The following is a 14,958-nucleotide window of genomic DNA, read 5'->3' as shown; positions in this document are numbered from 1 at the left end:
GCCGGGCCGGTAAGGGCCGCGGGCGCAAAGAAAAAGCCCCGGTCGGTGCCGGGGCTTTCAGAAGTTCAAAAAATGCCTCAGCGCTGGGGCTTAGCCCTGCAGGCTCTTCACCTCGACGTCCCCTTCGGCCTGCGCCTTGATGGCGCGCGCGGCGGCGTTGGCGCCGGCAGCGGTGGTGAAGTAGGGGATCTTGTCATAGAGCGCGACGGAGCGCATTTCCTTGCTGTCCTCGACCGCCTGAGCGCCTTCGGTGGTGTTCATCAAGAGCTGGACGCCGCCGTCCTTCAGCATGTCGACCACGTGCGGGCGGCCCTCATAGACCTTGTTGACCAGCTCGCAGGCGACGCCCTGGTCTTCCAGCCAGCTTTGGGTGCCGCGGGTGGCGACCAGGGTAAAGCCCTGCTCGACCAGGATCTGCGCCGCTTCCAGCATCAGCTTGCCCTTGTCGGCGTCCTTGATCGAGATGAAGGCGCGGCCCTTGGACGGCAGCACCATGCCGGCGCCCATCTGCGCCTTGAGGAAGGCGCGGGCAAAGGAGCGGTCCCAGCCCATGACTTCGCCGGTGGAGCGCATTTCCGGGCCGAGGATGGTGTCGACGCCCGGGAAGCGGGCAAACGGCAGCACCGCTTCCTTGACCGAGAACCAGGGCATGTCCGGGTCTGCCAGCGTCATCGGATCGGCGATCGGGGTGTTGACGTCATAGCCCGCATCGGGGCCGTAGGGCGGGCGCAGCGGGAAGTTCGACAGCGGCTCCCCGGCCATCACACGGGCGGCGATGGAGGCGATGGCGCTGTCGGTGGCCTTGGCGACAAACGGCACGGTGCGGGAGGCCCGCGGGTTCACCTCGATCAGGTAGATCTCATCGTCCTTGATCGCGAACTGCACGTTCATCAGGCCGACCACGTTCAAGGCCAGCGCCAGCGCGTTGGTCTGGACCTTGATCTGGTCGATCATCTCCTTCTCAAGCGAGTAGGGCGGCAGCGAGCAGGCACTGTCGCCGGAGTGCACGCCGGCCTCCTCGATGTGCTGCATGATACCGGTGACGTGCACGTCCTTGCCATCACAAAGGGCATCGACGTCCAGCTCCACCGCGCCGGACAGGTAGCTGTCCAGGAGCACCGGGCTGTCGCCGGAGACCACCACCGCCTCGGCGATGTAGCGCTTGAGCTGGTCCATGTCGCGGACGATTTCCATCGCCCGGCCGCCCAGCACATAGGACGGGCGGATCACCAGCGGGAAGCCGATTTCACCTGCGATTTCAATTGCCTGTTCACCAGTGGAGGCGATGCCGTTCTTCGGCTGCTTGAGGCCCAGCTTGTTGACCAGCGCCTGGAAGCGCTCGCGGTCTTCGGCCAGGTCGATGGCGTCGGGGGAGGTGCCCAGGATCGGGATACCCTCTTCCTCCAGCGCGTTGGCCAGTTTCAGCGGGGTCTGGCCGCCGAACTGCACGATGACGCCATGCAGGGTGCCGTTGTCCTGCTCCACCCGCAGGATTTCCATCACATGCTCGAACGTCAGCGGTTCGAAATACAGCCGGTCCGAGGTGTCATAGTCGGTCGACACCGTTTCCGGGTTGCAGTTGATCATGATGGTTTCATAGCCCGCGTCGGTCAGCGCAAAGCAGGCGTGGCAGCAGCAGTAGTCGAACTCGATGCCCTGGCCGATCCGGTTGGGGCCGCCGCCGAGGATGACGACTTTCTTCTTGTTCGAGGGGCGCGCCTCGCATTCGACGTCGCCAAAGGCCGGGGCCTCGTAGGTCGAGTACATGTAGGGCGTCTGCGCCTCGAACTCGGCGGCGCAGGTGTCGATCCGCTTGAACACGGCGTTGACGCCCAAGCCGCGGCGGGCCTTGCGGACCTCGGCTTCTTTTTTGCCGGTCAGATTGGCCAGGCGGGCGTCAGTAAAGCCCAGCATCTTGAGCGCGCGCAGGCCGGCCGCGTCCGACGGCAGGCCGTTTTCGCGGATCCCGGCCTCGGCCTCGACGATCTCGCGGATGCGGGCCAGGAACCAGGGGTCGAATTTGGTGACCGCGTGGATCTCGTCGTCGCTGAGGCCGTGGCGCATCGCCTGGGCGATGGTGCGCATCCGGTCGGGGGTCTGCTTGCCGATGGCCTTGATCACCGCGGCGGTGTCGCCTGCGGGCTCCCACGGGCCGGCGCCGACGCCGTCGATCATCACCTCGTCAAAGCCGGTGAGGCCCGATTCCATCGAGGCCAGCGCCTTTTGCAGCGATTCATGGATGGTGCGGCCGATGGCCATCGCCTCACCCACCGATTTCATCGCGGTGGTCAGGTAGGGTTCGGAGCCGGGGAATTTCTCAAAGGCGAATTTCGGGATCTTGGTGACGACATAGTCGATGGTCGGCTCGAACGATGCGGGCGTCACCTTGGTAATGTCGTTGTCCAGTTCGTCCAGGGTGTAGCCCACCGCCAGCTTGGCCGCGATCTTGGCAATCGGGAAGCCGGTTGCCTTGGAGGCCAGTGCGGAGGAGCGGCTGACCCGCGGGTTCATCTCGATCACCACCATGCGGCCGTCGGCGGGGTTCACCGCCCATTGCACGTTGGAGCCGCCGGTCTCGACGCCGATCTCGCGCAGCACGTTGATCGAGTGGGTGCGCATGATCTGGTATTCTTTGTCCGTCAGCGTCAGCGCGGGCGCAACGGTGATCGAGTCGCCGGTATGGACGCCCATCGGGTCGACGTTTTCGATGGAGCAGACGATGATCGCGTTGTCCGCCTTGTCGCGGACCACTTCCATCTCATACTCTTTCCAGCCCAGAAGGCTCTCGTCGACCAGGATCTGGTTCACCGGCGAGGCATCCATGCCGGAGCGGCAGAAGTGGATGTAGTCGTCGCGGTTATAGGCGACGCCGCCGCCGGTGCCGCCGAGAGTGAAGGCGGGGCGGATGATCGCGGGCAGGCCGATGTCATCGAGGGCTTCCAGCGCGATGCGGACGCCTTCCTCCAGGTCGGCGGTGCCGTTTTCGCGCTTGGGGGCGGTGACAATGGTGGCGCGCGGGTTCTCGATGCCGAGGCGGTCCATCGCCTCACGGAACAGCTTGCGGTCCTCGGCCATCTCGATGGCGTCGCGCTTGGCGCCGATCATCTCAACGCCGAATTTCTCCAGCACGCCCATTTCTTCCAGCGCCAGCGAAGTGTTAAGGCCGGTCTGCCCGCCCATGGTGGGCAGCAGCGCGTCGGGGCGCTCTTTCTCGATGATCTTGGCGACAACCTCGGGCGTGATCGGCTCGATATAGGTGGCGTCGGCGAGGCCCGGGTCGGTCATGATGGTGGCGGGGTTGGAGTTTACCAGGATCACCCGGTAGCCCTCTTCGCGCAGCGCCTTGCAGGCCTGGGCGCCGGAGTAGTCAAACTCGCAGGCCTGCCCGATGACGATCGGACCGGCTCCGATAATCATGATCGACTGGATGTCGGTTCTTTTGGGCATGGCCATATTCCTTTGATTGACGTGCGGGCAGCTTTGATTCACAGGCGCTGGCGTGCGCCCAAATTGTTCCGCGTTATAGGGACCGCACCGAAAGGTTCAAGGGGGATCGGAAACGGATTTGAAAATGCCGCATCCACCCCTTTTGTTCGCATAGCGAACAGATATATGTGGAGCTCAAGAGCCCGGGGAGTTGCTTGCGGTGCGGATTCGCTTTGATCAGGGGCCCATGGGGGCCGGCACAGTGTTCAGCCAGCCGCTGCGGGTGATCCGTGCGGACGGGCCGGATGAGGTGTCCGCCGCACTGGCCGCGCTGGATGCGGCGCGGGGTGCCGGGCACTGGCTGGCGGGTTATGCGTCCTATGAACTGGGCTATGCGCTGGAGCCGAAACTGGCGGGCCGGATGCCCGCGGGGCGGCGGCTGCCGCTGATCTGCTTTGGGGTTTATGAGGCGCCTTCTGAACCTGTCGCTGAGGGCAGTGCCCGTCCGCGGGCGGAAAGCGAGGCGCCCGCCCGGGGGGGCGGACGGGCGCTGCCCGGCGTGCCGCCGGGCGATGCAGGATTGGACGGCATCACGCCCCGTTGGACTTATGAGCGCTATGCTGAAGCCTTCACGCAAGTGAACCGAAACATCGGCAAGGGCGACATCTATCAGGCCAACCTGACCTTCCCGATTGACGCAGACGCCTATGGCACCGTCGAAGAGCTCTATGCCGCCTTGCAGGCCAGGCAGGCGGTCGGCTACGGCGCATTGGTCCAGCAGGACGGCCTGCCGGACCTGTTGTCGCGCTCGCCGGAGCTGTTCTTCCGCACCGGGGCGGACGGCGTCATTGAGACCCGCCCGATGAAGGGCACCCAGCCGCGCAGCGACGATCCGGTGGAGGACGCCCGCCGCCGCGACTTTCTGCGCCAGGATGAAAAGAACCGCGCCGAGAACCTGATGATCGTGGACCTGCTGCGCAATGACATCAGCCGCGTGGCGCAGACCGGCTCGGTGCATGTGCCGGAGCTGTTTGCGGTGGAAAGCTATGCCACCGTGCATCAGATGGTGTCGCTGGTGCGGGCGAAACTGCGGCCCGATGCGGGGCTTGCGGACATCTTCACGGCGCTGTTTCCCTGCGGCTCGATTACCGGCGCGCCCAAGATCCGCGCGATGGAGATCCTCGCGGATCTGGAACCCTGGGCGCGCGACATCTATTGCGGCACCATCGGCTGGGCGGCACCGGACGGCGCGTCGGAGTTCAACGTGGCAATCCGCACGCTGATGCTGGAAGACGGCCGCGCGACGCTCAATGTGGGCGGCGGCGTGGTTTGGGACAGCACTGCGGAGTCCGAATATGAGGAAGCCCTATGGAAAGCCCGGTTCGCCCGCGTGACACCGTCCAGAACGATCCCGCTTTCCGCCTGATCGAGACGCTGGGCTGGCACCCGGGCGCGGGGTTCAGGCACCTGCCGCAGCATCTGGCCCGGATGGGGCGCAGCGCGGCTGTGTTCGGGATTCCCTTTGATCCTGAACAGGCGCAGGCGGTGTTGGCAGACGCCGCCGGCGGGGCGCCGCTGCGCTGCTGCCTGACCTTGGATGCGGACGGGCAGTTGGAACTGACCACGGCCCCTCTGGGAAACAGCCCTGCACACTGGCGGCTGGGCATCGCGGACACCCGGCTGGCGGCCGATGACCTCTGGCTGCAGCACAAGACCACCCGCCGCGCGCTCTATGACGCTGCGCGGGCAGCGCTGCCGGAGGGGGTGGACGAACTCTTGTTCCTGAATGAGCGCGGCGAGGTCTGCGAGGGCACCATCACCAATCTCTTCGTGACCCGTGCAGACGGGCAGAGGGTGACACCGCCGCTGAGCTGCGGCCTGCTGCCGGGTATTTTGCGCCAGACGCTGCTGGAAGGCGGCGAATGCGTGCAGCAGGTGCTGAGGGTGCAGGATCTGCTAGAGGCGAAGGCCATCCACATGGGCAATTCCCTGCGCGGGCTGATCCCGGCGCGGATTGTGTAGCGGGGCGCTCCCGCGGACGCGCGCCGCCCGGCTGGCGCCAGACGGCACGTGCCCTTGGGCCCGGCAGCGCGCCTGCGGCGCGCTGCGGCTGCCGCAGAACGCCACCGGCGCCCCGCCGCCGGCGGGGCGCCGGGCCCAACGCTTGCCGTCTGGCCGCGCAGCGGCGGGGCGCGCAAGGGGCGGGAGCCTTTGCGCCAGCAGGCTGAACCGGCAAAAACCGGACGGCAGCCCCTGCGGAATCGGCCCTGTTTGCTTGACAACTGAGCCGCAAACTAGTGTACCACCCCGGACGAATTCCGCGCCGTTTCCGTGCGCAACTCCCGAACGACGGCCCGCCCGGGCACAAGACCGGTATAACGAAAGGTCAACCGATGCACGCTTACCGCAGCCATACCTGCGCCGAACTGAACAAATCCAACGTCGGTGAAACCGTCCGCCTGTCGGGCTGGGTCCACCGCGTCCGCGACCACGGCGGCCTGTTGTTCATCGACCTGCGCGACCATTACGGCGTGACCCAGGTGATGGCCGACCCGGACAGCCCGGTGTTTGCCGAGATCGAGAAGGTCCGCTCCGAATGGTGCATCCGCATCGACGGCGAGGTGAAGGCGCGCGACGAAAGCCTGGTGAACCACAAGATCCCGACCGGAGAGGTTGAGGTCTTCATCCGCGACATCGAGGTGCTGGGCAAATCCGAGGAACTGCCGCTGATGGTGTTCGGCGAGCAGGAATACCCGGAGGAAACCCGCCTGCGCTACCGCTACCTGGACCTGCGCCGCGAGAAGATGCAGCGCAACATGGTGCTGCGCTCCAACATGATCCAGTCGATCCGCAAGCGCATGTGGGACATCGGCTTCAATGAATACCAAACCCCGATCATCACCGCCTCCTCCCCCGAGGGCGCGCGCGACTTCCTGGTGCCCTCGCGCCTGCACCCGGGCAAGTTCTACGCGCTGCCGCAGGCGCCGCAGCAGTTCAAGCAGCTGATGATGGTGTCGGGCTTTGACAAGTACTTCCAGATCGCGCCCTGCTTCCGCGACGAGGACCCGCGCGCCGACCGGTCGCCCGCGGACTTCTACCAGCTCGACATGGAAATGTCCTTTGTCACCCAGCAGGACGTCTTTGACACCATCGCGCCGGTGATGGCGGGCGTGTTCGAGGAGTTCGGCGGCGGCCGCAAGGTCGACCCCGCAAACGAGTGGCCGCAGATTTCCTACAAGGATTCGGCGCTGTGGTATGGCACCGACAAGCCGGACTTGCGCAACCCGATCAAGATGCAGGTGGTTTCCGACCACTTCCGCGGTTCGGGCTTTGCGATCTTCGCCAAGCTGCTGGAACAGGACGGCACCGAGATCCGCGCCATTCCGGCGCCCACCGGCGGCAGCCGCAAGTTCTGCGACCGGATGAATGCCTTTGCCCAGAAAGAGGGCCTGCCGGGCATGGGCTATATCTTCTGGCGCGAGGGCGCGGAGGGCATGGAGGCGGCCGGTCCGCTGGCCAAGAACATCGGCCCGGAGCGCACCGAGGCGATCCGCCAGCAGCTGGGCCTGGGCGTTGGCGACGCGGCCTTCTTCCTGGGCGGCAAGCCGAAGGCGTTCGAAGGCGTCGCGGGCAAGGCCCGCACGGTCATCGGCGAGGAGCTGGGCCTCATCGACAAGGACCGCTTTGCCTTTGCCTGGATCGTCGACTTCCCGATCTACGAGAAGGACGAGGAAACCGGCAAGATCGACTTTGAGCACAACCCGTTCTCGATGCCGCAGGGCGGCATGGACGCGCTGCTGAGCGATCCGCTGGCCGTCAAGGGCTACCAGTATGACCTCGCCTGCAACGGTTATGAGCTGGTGTCCGGCGCGATCCGGAACCACAAGCCGGAGATCATGTTCAAGGCGTTTGAGATCGCCGGCTACGGCGAGGATGAGGTGAAGAAGCGCTTTGGCGGCATGGTCAACGCCTTCCAGTACGGCGCCCCGCCGCACGGGGGCTGCGCGGCCGGCATCGACCGAATGGTGATGCTGCTGGCCGATGAGGCCAACATCCGCGAGGTCATCATGTTCCCGATGAACCAGCGCGCCGAAGACCTGATGATGGCAGCGCCGTCTGAGCCGATGGCGGAGCAGCTGATGGAGCTGGGCCTGCGGGTGATCCCGCAGGATCAGTGAACGGCACAGACGTCTTGATGGAGGCCCGGGCAATTGTCCGGGCCTTTTCTTTTGCGGCTCATCTGCGGCGGACCGCTGCCGGAGTTCCGCGCCGGGAAACGGCAGCTTTGCAGAAAGCTGCGGGGCGGGCGACGGAACGCGCGGAAACATGCGTATCATCTGAAATTCGCCTGTGGGGCAGGGCTGCGATGCTCTAACCTGCGGGCAGGCCGGCAGGGCAAGGAGAGAGCAGCGCGATGCAGTTTGACGGAGACTTGGCTGAGATCCGCTTTGGCGCCGGGCTGTCGCCGGCGGTTGCGCCGCCGGAGTCGGCGGCAGAGATGCTGAGCCGCCTTCAAGGGCCTGACGAGATGGCGCAGCAATTCCCGGTCAGCCGGTTTGAAGACGCAGTGACGGGGGCCGCCGCATTCCGGCGGCTGCGGCGGCAGCGCAGGCAGCTGGACGGCAAGCCCGGCTATGAGGCTGCGGACAAGGCCTACAGGGAGTTCCGCCGCGCGCAGAACCATGACCGCTACGGGTGGCACGGCCAGCGGCTGCTGCGCCATGTCCGCACCCGCGACGGGCTGCGCGAACGGCTGGTGCTGTTCTGGGCCGATCACTTCACGGCACAGGGCAAATCCGGGCCGACGCGGGTGCTGGCCGCGCCTTATGCCGAGAGCGTGATCCGGCCGCATGTCAGCGGCCGTTTTGAGGACATGCTGATTGCCGCTGCCACCAGCCCGCTGATGCTGATGTACCTGGACCAGAACCTCTCTGCCGGGCCGGGCAGCCGGGCCGCCGCGCGGCGCAAGCGGCTGAGCGGGCTGAACGAGAACCTGGCCCGGGAAGTGCTGGAGCTGCACACGCTGGGGGTGGATGGGCCTTACAGCCAAGCCGATGTGCGGCAGCTGGCGGAGCTGTTCACCGGCCTCACCGTCTCCAGGGAAGACGCGTTCGTCTTTCACCCCGGCATGGCGGAGCCGGGGCCGGAAACGGTGCTGGGAAAGACTTACGGCGGCGGCAAACCGGAGCTGGAGCAGGTGCTGAGCGCGCTGCGCGATCTGGCCCGACATCCTGCCACCGCCCAGCATATCGCCCGCAAGCTGGTGGTGCATTTCCTCTCCGACACGCCGGACCCGGCGCTGGTGTCCCATGTGGCGGCCCGGTTTCAGGACAGCGGCGGCGACCTTGTGCAGGTCTATGCGGCGCTGCTGGAGCATCCGGCCGCCTGGGAGCCGCAGCTGCGCAACGTGAAGCCGCCGTTTGATTACGTGGCCTCCGCCTGCCGCGCGCTGGCGCTGCCCGAGACGAGGGTTGCGGGCCTCAGGCCGGGGCAGCTGAACCGGCTGCTGCTGGCGCCGCTGACCCCGATGGGGCAGCGGTGGGAGTTTTCCGGCGGGCCGGACGGCTGGCCCGAAGAAGACGCCGCCTGGGTCACGCCGCAGGCTCTGGCCGCCCGCCTGCGCTGGGCGATGGCGGCCCCGCGGCGGCTGGTGCAGCCGTTGCCCGATCCGCGCGGCTTTGCCGCTGCGGCGCTGGGCGGCTTTGCCAATGAGCGGGTGATGTTTGCCGCCCGCGCCGCCGAAACCGAAGCGGAGGGGGTCGGGCTGATCCTGGCCTCTCCTGCCTTTCAGCGCCGCTAACAGGAGGCCATCCGATGCAGCTGACCCGCCGTTCTCTCCTGGCCCGCTCTGCCTTGCTGGGCTGTTCGCTGGCCGCCAGCCCGCTGGTGACACCCGTCAGTTTCGCCGCCGCCCCATGGGACACGCGGCTGGTGGTGATCATCCTGCGCGGCGGCATGGACGCGCTGGATGTGGTGCAGCCCTATGGCGATCCGCAGTTTGCCGGGCTGCGCCGGACCCTGTCGGGCGGGCCTGCCGCCGGGGCTGCCGATCTGGACGGGTTTTACGCCCTGCACCCGGGGCTGGCGCCGCTGCTGCCCTTGTGGCGCAAGGGCGAGCTTGGCTTTGTGCATGCAGTGTCCACGCCGTACCGCGACCGGCGCAGCCATTTTGACGGCCAGGACCTGCTGGAGGCGGGCACTGCCGGGCTGGGAGAGGCCCGCGACGGCTGGCTGAACCGCCTGCTGCAGCAGACGCCGGGCACGGACGCGCGCACTGCCTTTGCCATCGGACAGGAGCGGATGCTGCTGCTGGAGGGCGCGGCGCCGGTCTCGCAATGGGCGCCGGGGGCCGGGCTGGCGATGAGCCCGCAGGCGGAGCGGCTGGCGGCGCTCCTGATGGAGGACGACCCGCTGTTTCACGCCGCCCTGAACGACGCGCTGGAGCTGACCCGGCAGGATATGTCCCTGGGTCTTGAGGAAGGCGAAGACGGCAGCCCGGACGGCGGGACGATGGGGATGATGAGGGCGCCGAAGGGCGAGGCGCATGCCGCGATTGCCGCCTATGCGGCCGGCCAGCTGCGTGGCGACAGCCGGATTGCGGCGTTCTCGATCAACGGATGGGACACGCATTACCGCCAGGCGGGCGGGCTGAAGGCGGCGCTGGGGCGGCTGGCGGAGACGGTCCTGGAGCTGCAACGCGGTCTGGGGCCACAGATCTGGGGCAAGACCGCGGTTGCGGCGGTGACGGAGTTCGGGCGCACGGTGCGGGAGAACGGCACCGGCGGCACCGACCACGGCACCGGCGGCGCGATGCTGCTGGCGGGCGGCGCGGTCCGCGGCGGCCGGGTGCTGGGGCGCTGGCCTGGGCTGGCGGAGGCCGATCTTTACGACCGGCGCGACCTGATGCCGACCGCGGATGTGCGCCGCTACCTGGCTTGGCTGCTGCACGGGCTGGCGGGGGCGCAGAAAAGCGGTCTTGAAGGCGGGGTCTTCCCGGGGCTTGCGATGGAAGAGGATCCGGGGCTGCTGCTGTAGGGCGCCGCAGCCCGGCAGAGCGTCAGCGTGCAGACCAGCCGGGCCGCTCCCGCCCGCTCAGATCATTCGGGGAATGACCTGAGCCGTTGGGCCCGGCACCGCCTGCCGGCGGTGCCGGGCCCAAGGCTGCCAAGCGGTGCGGCTCTGGCCGCGCAGCTGCGGGCGCGGGAGAGGACCGGAGCGGGGTGGAGCGGACGGGCCGCAGCATAGGGTCTGGCAGGGTGAGGCCAGCTGGCAATGCGGCTGCAGCCGAAGACGGGCGCGGCAGACGGGGGCGGCACTGGGGGCGGTGGCGGCTGCTGGAAAGGAAAGCGCGCGGCGGCAGCTCATGACGCGCCTGGGCTGGCTGTTGCTGGAAGATAGCAGCCGGCGGGCCGCCAGGGAGAGCGGCGGGCGGGAGAAGCGCCTGCGGCCGGCCTGGCTCATGCCGGGCGGCGTCAGCTGCACCGGGACAGCCGGCGGGCAGGGGCTGCGTCAGCGGTTCGGGCGGGTGAGAACCATCGGGCGTCTGTCCGCGCTGCCGCGGCTGCGGCGGATCGCGCGCGCCTCCAGCCGGGTCTGGCCGTAGAGCACGATGACAAGCGTGGCGAGGGCGATGAGAAACGCTTCTGCCATGTCAGATCGCCGCGCGGCGTTCGAGCCGCTCCTGCACAAGGCCTGCAAGGGTGGCGGCATCCTGGGTCAGCGGCTCCCCCTTGAGGCGGGCGCTGTCGAGGCGGTCGGCCGCCGCCGCAAGCGGCCCGTCGCCGGCGCTGCGGGCGACACCGCCGAGGAATTGCGCCAGATAGGCCAGGGTCTTCTCCTCCTGCGACATGCTGAGCACGTCCGCGGCATGGGCCATGTCGTCGCGGTAGGCGAGGAGATCCGGCTCCACCGTTTCGTCATCCATGGCGCGGGGGCCGGACAACTGGCGGTCGGCCGGCAGGTTGGCGAGAATCTTTTGCTGGAAGGCGGCCAGCGAGGTGATCGGCTTTTCCAGGAAACCGGCGGCGCCGGCCTCAAGCGCGGCGCTTTCCAGCGCCGGGTCGCCGGAGGTGGCCAGGATCACCCCGGGGCGCGGGCTGGCCTCTGCCAGTTCGCGGATCAGGTCGAGACCGGAGCCGTCCGGCAGCCCGACATCGGCAATCAGCACCGAGGGGCGGTAGACCTGCAAATGGCGGCGGGCGGATTTCAGGCAATCGGCGCGGCGGATGCGGGCGCCGCTGCGCAGGCAGAGGAGCCGCAGCGCCTCGCAAGCGAAGCGGCTGTCCTCGACAACCAGAATGGTCAGCCCCAGCAGCGGGCGCCGGGTGGTGGGCAGGCGTTGAGCGGCAGCAAACAGTTCCGAATCGTCCATAACGTATCCTCCTTGCGGGATATGAACCGACGCTAGGAACTCTAGGCTAACACCCGGTTAACGGCGCGTGCGCTGCCGCATCCGGGCCCCCCGTGCGCAATGGCGCACTTGCCGCGGCGCAGCATCCGCCGCATAACCGGGGCCCAGGACCATATGTGAGAGGAGCACAAAAGGATGATTGGCCGCTTGAACCATGTAGCCATCGCTGTCCCCGACCTGGAGGCAGCCTCGGCCCAGTACCGCAACGCGCTGGGCGCCAAGGTGGGGGCACCGCAGGATGAGCCGGATCACGGGGTGACCGTCGTCTTCATCGAACTGCCCAACACCAAGATCGAGCTGTTGTACCCCTTGGGCGAGAACTCCCCCATCAACGGCTTTCTGGAGAAGAACCCCGCGGGCGGCATCCACCATGTCTGCTATGAGGTGGAGGACATCCTGGCGGCGCGCGACCACCTGAAGGCGCAGGGCGCGCGGGTGCTGGGCACCGGCGAACCGAAGATCGGCGCCCATGGCAAGCCGGTGCTGTTCCTGCATCCCAAGGATTTCAACGGCTGCCTGGTGGAACTCGAAGAAGTTTGAGGCTATGAGCGTCCTGCCCCGGCTGCGGGGCGGGGCAACTACGAAAGGCCGGCGCCATGGGTGTTACATCAGCGATCGTTCTGTATGCAGTGATCTGGTTCCTGACCTTCCTGGTGATCATTCCGATCCGGCTGCAGACCCAGGGCGACAGGGGTAACGTGGTGCCGGGCACCCATGCGGGCGCGCCGGAGAAGCATTTCCTAAAGCAGAAGGCCTGGATCACAACCGGGATTGCGGCGCTGATCTGGGCCATCGTGGCCGGGATCATCCTGTCCGGCGCGATCTCGGTGCGCGACTTCGACTGGATGGGGATGATGCCCGAGCAAGGGTAAATCCGCGGATCTGCGATTTTCAAGCAAGGCAGCCCTCCCGCCCGGTTTGGAGGCATTGAAATGCCTCGGGGCCGGTTGGGCATGGCGCCGCGCTGGCGCGCGGCGCGGGTGCGGCCAGCACTGGCGGGCTGGAGCGGGCTGCATCGTAAACCTGTAATCAGATGAAACTTGCTGAGAAGCGCTTGAGGGGCAGGGCTGCCCCTCAAGACGCCATCTCCAGTGTAGTCCGCCCTCCACCGCGTCAAGGCTGAACCGCGCGTGCCGCGCGGCGGCTTTGCCGGCCTTGACCCGGCTGCGGCCGGGGCCGGGTGCTGGTCCTACCGGCGGGCCAGCGCGTGGTAGAGGTGGGTGAAGGTGGCGGCGCCCAGGATCGGAACCACCAGGTTCAAGAGCGGCACCGACAGCGGCATGGCCATCAGCGTTCCGGCGGCCCAGATGGTGCCTGCATGGCGGCGGCGCAGCTTCTTGGCCTCTGCGGTGCCCACCCGGCGGGCGGCGGCAAGCGTGAAATATTCACGTCCCAGCAGAAAGCCGTTCAGCCCCCAGAAGATGAAGATCGCTGCAGGCGGAAACAGCACATAGAGGACCAGCGCCAGGAGGTTGGCCGCAATCAGCAGGCCGAGGAAGTTCACCGTGTCCCGGACCGCATCCCAGAACGGCACCCGGGGCGCGGGCGGCAGGGCGGGGTAGTGCTTGTCCTCCACCGCTTGCGCCACCTCGTCCAGGAACATCGAGGTGATCGCCGAGGCCACCGGCACCATCAGGAAAATGGACAGCACCAGCATCAGCACCAGCGAGCCGGCCGAGAGCAGGTCATCGAGCCAGGTGACCTCGCCCAGGAGCGGCAGCGTGGCTTCGGGGCCGACCAGCCACTGGATCAGCATCAGGAACCCGGCATAGGCCGCGATCAGCAGGGCAATGGTCAGGCCCAGGCCCAGAAACAGCACCTTGCGAAAGCGCGGGTCGCCGGTCTGGCCGAGGGTTTTGAAAAAGGCGGTCAGGATCATGCGCTCATCCAGGTGGTGATTGCGTCAACGTCCGGGCGCGGGCGTTCGGGCGGGGCGGTGGTTTCGGTGGCGATGTGGATGAGGCCGGCGATGCGCTCATTCTCCGCCAGGCCAAAGGCGGCCTCGCAGAAACCGCGGTCATGGCTGGCCCAGCCGCTGAGCCAGTTGGCGCCCCAGCCGGCCGCCAGCGCTGCATTGAGCAGCGACAGGCACACCGCGCCGGCGGAGTAGCTCTGCTCGATGGCGGGCACCTTGGGGCTTGCGGTCTGCACCTCGACCACGGCCACGGCAAGCTGGCCCAGATCGAACTGGCTGCGGCCCTTGGCGATGTCCTCGGGGCTTTTGCCCAGCCGGGCGCCGGTTTCCGTGCACAGCTCCGCCAGCCGGGCCATTGCGGGCTGTTCCACCACGATAAAGCGCCAGGGCTCCAGCTTGCCGTGATCCGGCGTGCGGGCGGCGGCGGTCAGGATCGGCCGCAGCTCCTCGCGTGTGGGGGCCGGGGCCGCCAGCGTCTTGGCCGGGCGCGACCGGCGCGACAGCAGAAACTCAAGTGCGGCGTCGTTGCGTGCAGGCATATGTGAAACCTTTTTACATCTGGTGCTGCCTATCTCGGCAGGCAGGGAAGTATTTTCAAGGGCCAACGGGCCTTGGGTGTAGCGGGACATTTCGCGTTGCAGTGCGGGACACTTCCCATTGCAGCAACTCGTTTTTGAAAATTTCCTGATTTCTAGGGCTTTTCCGGGGTGGTTTCCAGCCCCAGCGGGGCGGGAATAGCGGCTGCCGAAGCGGCAAGCCTGGGACACTTCAAACTGCAGTAAGGGTAAGTTTGCGGCCTGAACCCGTAAAACCGGGCCTCTGCGGACGGTCTTTAAACCCGGGTTAAACGGTATTTGTGCGCAAAGCCGTGGCCGCGCTGAACTGCTATTCTGAAGCAGACGCAATCCTCGTAAGCCCGTAGGCCGCCATCAGGGTATCAAACTGGTCCCGGGCGTGGGTAGTCTCGGCCGGGCCGGAGGTCAGCACCAAATGCTCGGCGACCGCCTGCCAGTCCTGCGCGGCAAGGTCATCAGCTGGCGGGGTGAATCGCCCGGCCATAGCCACGCTGCGCACGAACGCTTCCGTTTCAAGTGCAGCCCCCCCCTGTGTGTTGCAGGCTCCTGGCCGGAAGCCGAGAGCCGCACGCTGAAATTAAGTCCAGACCGGCCAAGCGCGTTGGCGGCCCGGTTGCAGGCCTCCGCGTGGG

The 14,958-nt window shown here is 67.2% G+C and carries 13 protein-coding genes; 7 read left to right on the top strand and 6 right to left on the bottom strand.

Annotated elements, in window-relative coordinates; all coding sequences use genetic code 11:
- Nucleotides 1-90 precede the first annotated feature (90 nt).
- A complete protein-coding gene (gene carB, locus PHA8399_RS09925) occupies nucleotides 91-3,447 on the bottom strand; it encodes a carbamoyl-phosphate synthase large subunit (protein ID WP_058286157.1) in 3,357 nt (1,118 codons plus the stop codon).
- Nucleotides 3,448-3,646: 199 nt separating this feature from the next.
- Here carB and PHA8399_RS09920 point away from each other — a divergent pair, with 199 nt between their 5' ends.
- The 5 genes from PHA8399_RS09920 (at nucleotide 3,647) to PHA8399_RS09900 (ending at nucleotide 10,461) form a co-directional block, all read left to right on the top strand.
- Nucleotides 3,647-4,852: an aminodeoxychorismate synthase component I gene (locus tag PHA8399_RS09920; protein WP_058286156.1), complete on the top strand. Its 1,206-nt coding sequence runs from the start codon at nucleotides 3,647-3,649 to the stop codon at nucleotides 4,850-4,852.
- Nucleotides 4,795-5,448 (top strand): aminotransferase class IV family protein, encoded by a 654-nt coding sequence (locus tag PHA8399_RS09915; protein WP_058285984.1) that lies wholly within the window; start codon nucleotides 4,795-4,797, stop codon nucleotides 5,446-5,448. The genes PHA8399_RS09920 and PHA8399_RS09915 overlap by 58 nt, the downstream gene beginning before the upstream one ends.
- Nucleotides 5,449-5,819: 371 nt before the next feature.
- Nucleotides 5,820-7,604 carry an aspartate--tRNA ligase gene (gene aspS, locus PHA8399_RS09910; RefSeq protein WP_058285983.1) on the top strand — a complete coding sequence of 595 codons (1,785 nt, stop codon included), beginning with the start codon at nucleotides 5,820-5,822 and terminating at the stop codon, nucleotides 7,602-7,604.
- A gap of 236 nt (nucleotides 7,605-7,840) precedes the next feature.
- Complete coding sequence (locus PHA8399_RS09905; RefSeq protein WP_058285982.1) at nucleotides 7,841-9,226, top strand: DUF1800 domain-containing protein; 1,386 nt, start codon at nucleotides 7,841-7,843, stop codon at nucleotides 9,224-9,226.
- A 14-nt stretch (nucleotides 9,227-9,240) separates the two neighbouring features.
- Nucleotides 9,241-10,461 carry a DUF1501 domain-containing protein gene (locus tag PHA8399_RS09900; protein ID WP_058285981.1) on the top strand — a complete coding sequence of 407 codons (1,221 nt, stop codon included), beginning with the start codon at nucleotides 9,241-9,243 and terminating at the stop codon, nucleotides 10,459-10,461.
- A gap of 474 nt (nucleotides 10,462-10,935) precedes the next feature.
- On the opposite strand, the gene PHA8399_RS22655 is transcribed toward PHA8399_RS09900, so the two are convergent.
- On the bottom strand, nucleotides 10,936-11,076 hold the full coding sequence (locus tag PHA8399_RS22655; protein WP_167510255.1) for a hypothetical protein: 141 nt from the start codon (nucleotides 11,074-11,076) through the stop codon (nucleotides 10,936-10,938).
- 1 nt (nucleotide 11,077) lies between these two features.
- Nucleotides 11,078-11,797, bottom strand: coding sequence for a response regulator (locus PHA8399_RS09890; RefSeq protein WP_008554988.1), 720 nt, complete (start codon nucleotides 11,795-11,797; stop codon nucleotides 11,078-11,080).
- A gap of 174 nt (nucleotides 11,798-11,971) precedes the next feature.
- On the opposite strand from PHA8399_RS09890, the gene mce reads away from it, so the two are divergent.
- A complete protein-coding gene (mce, locus tag PHA8399_RS09885) occupies nucleotides 11,972-12,376 on the top strand; it encodes a methylmalonyl-CoA epimerase (RefSeq protein ID WP_058285979.1) in 405 nt (134 codons plus the stop codon).
- 56 nt (nucleotides 12,377-12,432) lie between these two features.
- A complete protein-coding gene (locus tag PHA8399_RS09880; protein WP_058285978.1) occupies nucleotides 12,433-12,708 on the top strand; it encodes a DUF1467 family protein in 276 nt (91 codons plus the stop codon).
- 317 nt (nucleotides 12,709-13,025) lie between these two features.
- On the opposite strand, the gene PHA8399_RS09875 is transcribed toward PHA8399_RS09880, so the two are convergent.
- The 3 genes from PHA8399_RS09875 to PHA8399_RS22315 form a co-directional block, all read right to left on the bottom strand.
- Nucleotides 13,026-13,715 (bottom strand): EI24 domain-containing protein, encoded by a 690-nt coding sequence (locus tag PHA8399_RS09875; protein WP_058285977.1) that lies wholly within the window; start codon nucleotides 13,713-13,715, stop codon nucleotides 13,026-13,028.
- Complete coding sequence (locus PHA8399_RS09870) at nucleotides 13,712-14,290, bottom strand: nitroreductase family protein (protein ID WP_058285976.1); 579 nt, start codon at nucleotides 14,288-14,290, stop codon at nucleotides 13,712-13,714. Before PHA8399_RS09870 ends, PHA8399_RS09875 begins: the two co-directional genes overlap by 4 nt.
- A gap of 346 nt (nucleotides 14,291-14,636) precedes the next feature.
- Nucleotides 14,637-14,825, bottom strand: coding sequence for a hypothetical protein (locus tag PHA8399_RS22315; RefSeq protein WP_145977021.1), 189 nt, complete (start codon nucleotides 14,823-14,825; stop codon nucleotides 14,637-14,639).
- Nucleotides 14,826-14,958: the final 133 nt, after the last annotated feature.

The organism is Leisingera aquaemixtae, from assembly GCF_001458395.1.
GTDB classification, from domain to species: Bacteria; Pseudomonadota; Alphaproteobacteria; order Rhodobacterales; family Rhodobacteraceae; genus Leisingera; species Leisingera aquaemixtae.
Note: the sequence above shows the minus strand (reverse complement) of the source record. Positions and strands in the feature narration are given on the sequence as shown.

Coding starts and splice junctions, on each gene's coding strand:
- PHA8399_RS09915 (WP_058285984.1), top strand. CDS start 4,795: ATGGAAAGCCCGGTTCGCCCGCGTGACACCGTCCAGAACGATCCCGCT.
- aspS (WP_058285983.1), top strand. CDS start 5,820: ATGCACGCTTACCGCAGCCATACCTGCGCCGAACTGAACAAATCCAAC.
- PHA8399_RS22655 (WP_167510255.1), bottom strand. CDS start 11,076: ATGGCAGAAGCGTTTCTCATCGCCCTCGCCACGCTTGTCATCGTGCTC.
- mce (WP_058285979.1), top strand. CDS start 11,972: ATGATTGGCCGCTTGAACCATGTAGCCATCGCTGTCCCCGACCTGGAG.
- PHA8399_RS09870 (WP_058285976.1), bottom strand. CDS start 14,290: ATGCCTGCACGCAACGACGCCGCACTTGAGTTTCTGCTGTCGCGCCGG.
- carB (WP_058286157.1), bottom strand. CDS start 3,447: ATGCCCAAAAGAACCGACATCCAGTCGATCATGATTATCGGAGCCGGT.
- PHA8399_RS09900 (WP_058285981.1), top strand. CDS start 9,241: ATGCAGCTGACCCGCCGTTCTCTCCTGGCCCGCTCTGCCTTGCTGGGC.
- PHA8399_RS09905 (WP_058285982.1), top strand. CDS start 7,841: ATGCAGTTTGACGGAGACTTGGCTGAGATCCGCTTTGGCGCCGGGCTG.
- PHA8399_RS09880 (WP_058285978.1), top strand. CDS start 12,433: ATGGGTGTTACATCAGCGATCGTTCTGTATGCAGTGATCTGGTTCCTG.
- PHA8399_RS09875 (WP_058285977.1), bottom strand. CDS start 13,715: ATGATCCTGACCGCCTTTTTCAAAACCCTCGGCCAGACCGGCGACCCG.
- PHA8399_RS09890 (WP_008554988.1), bottom strand. CDS start 11,797: ATGGACGATTCGGAACTGTTTGCTGCCGCTCAACGCCTGCCCACCACC.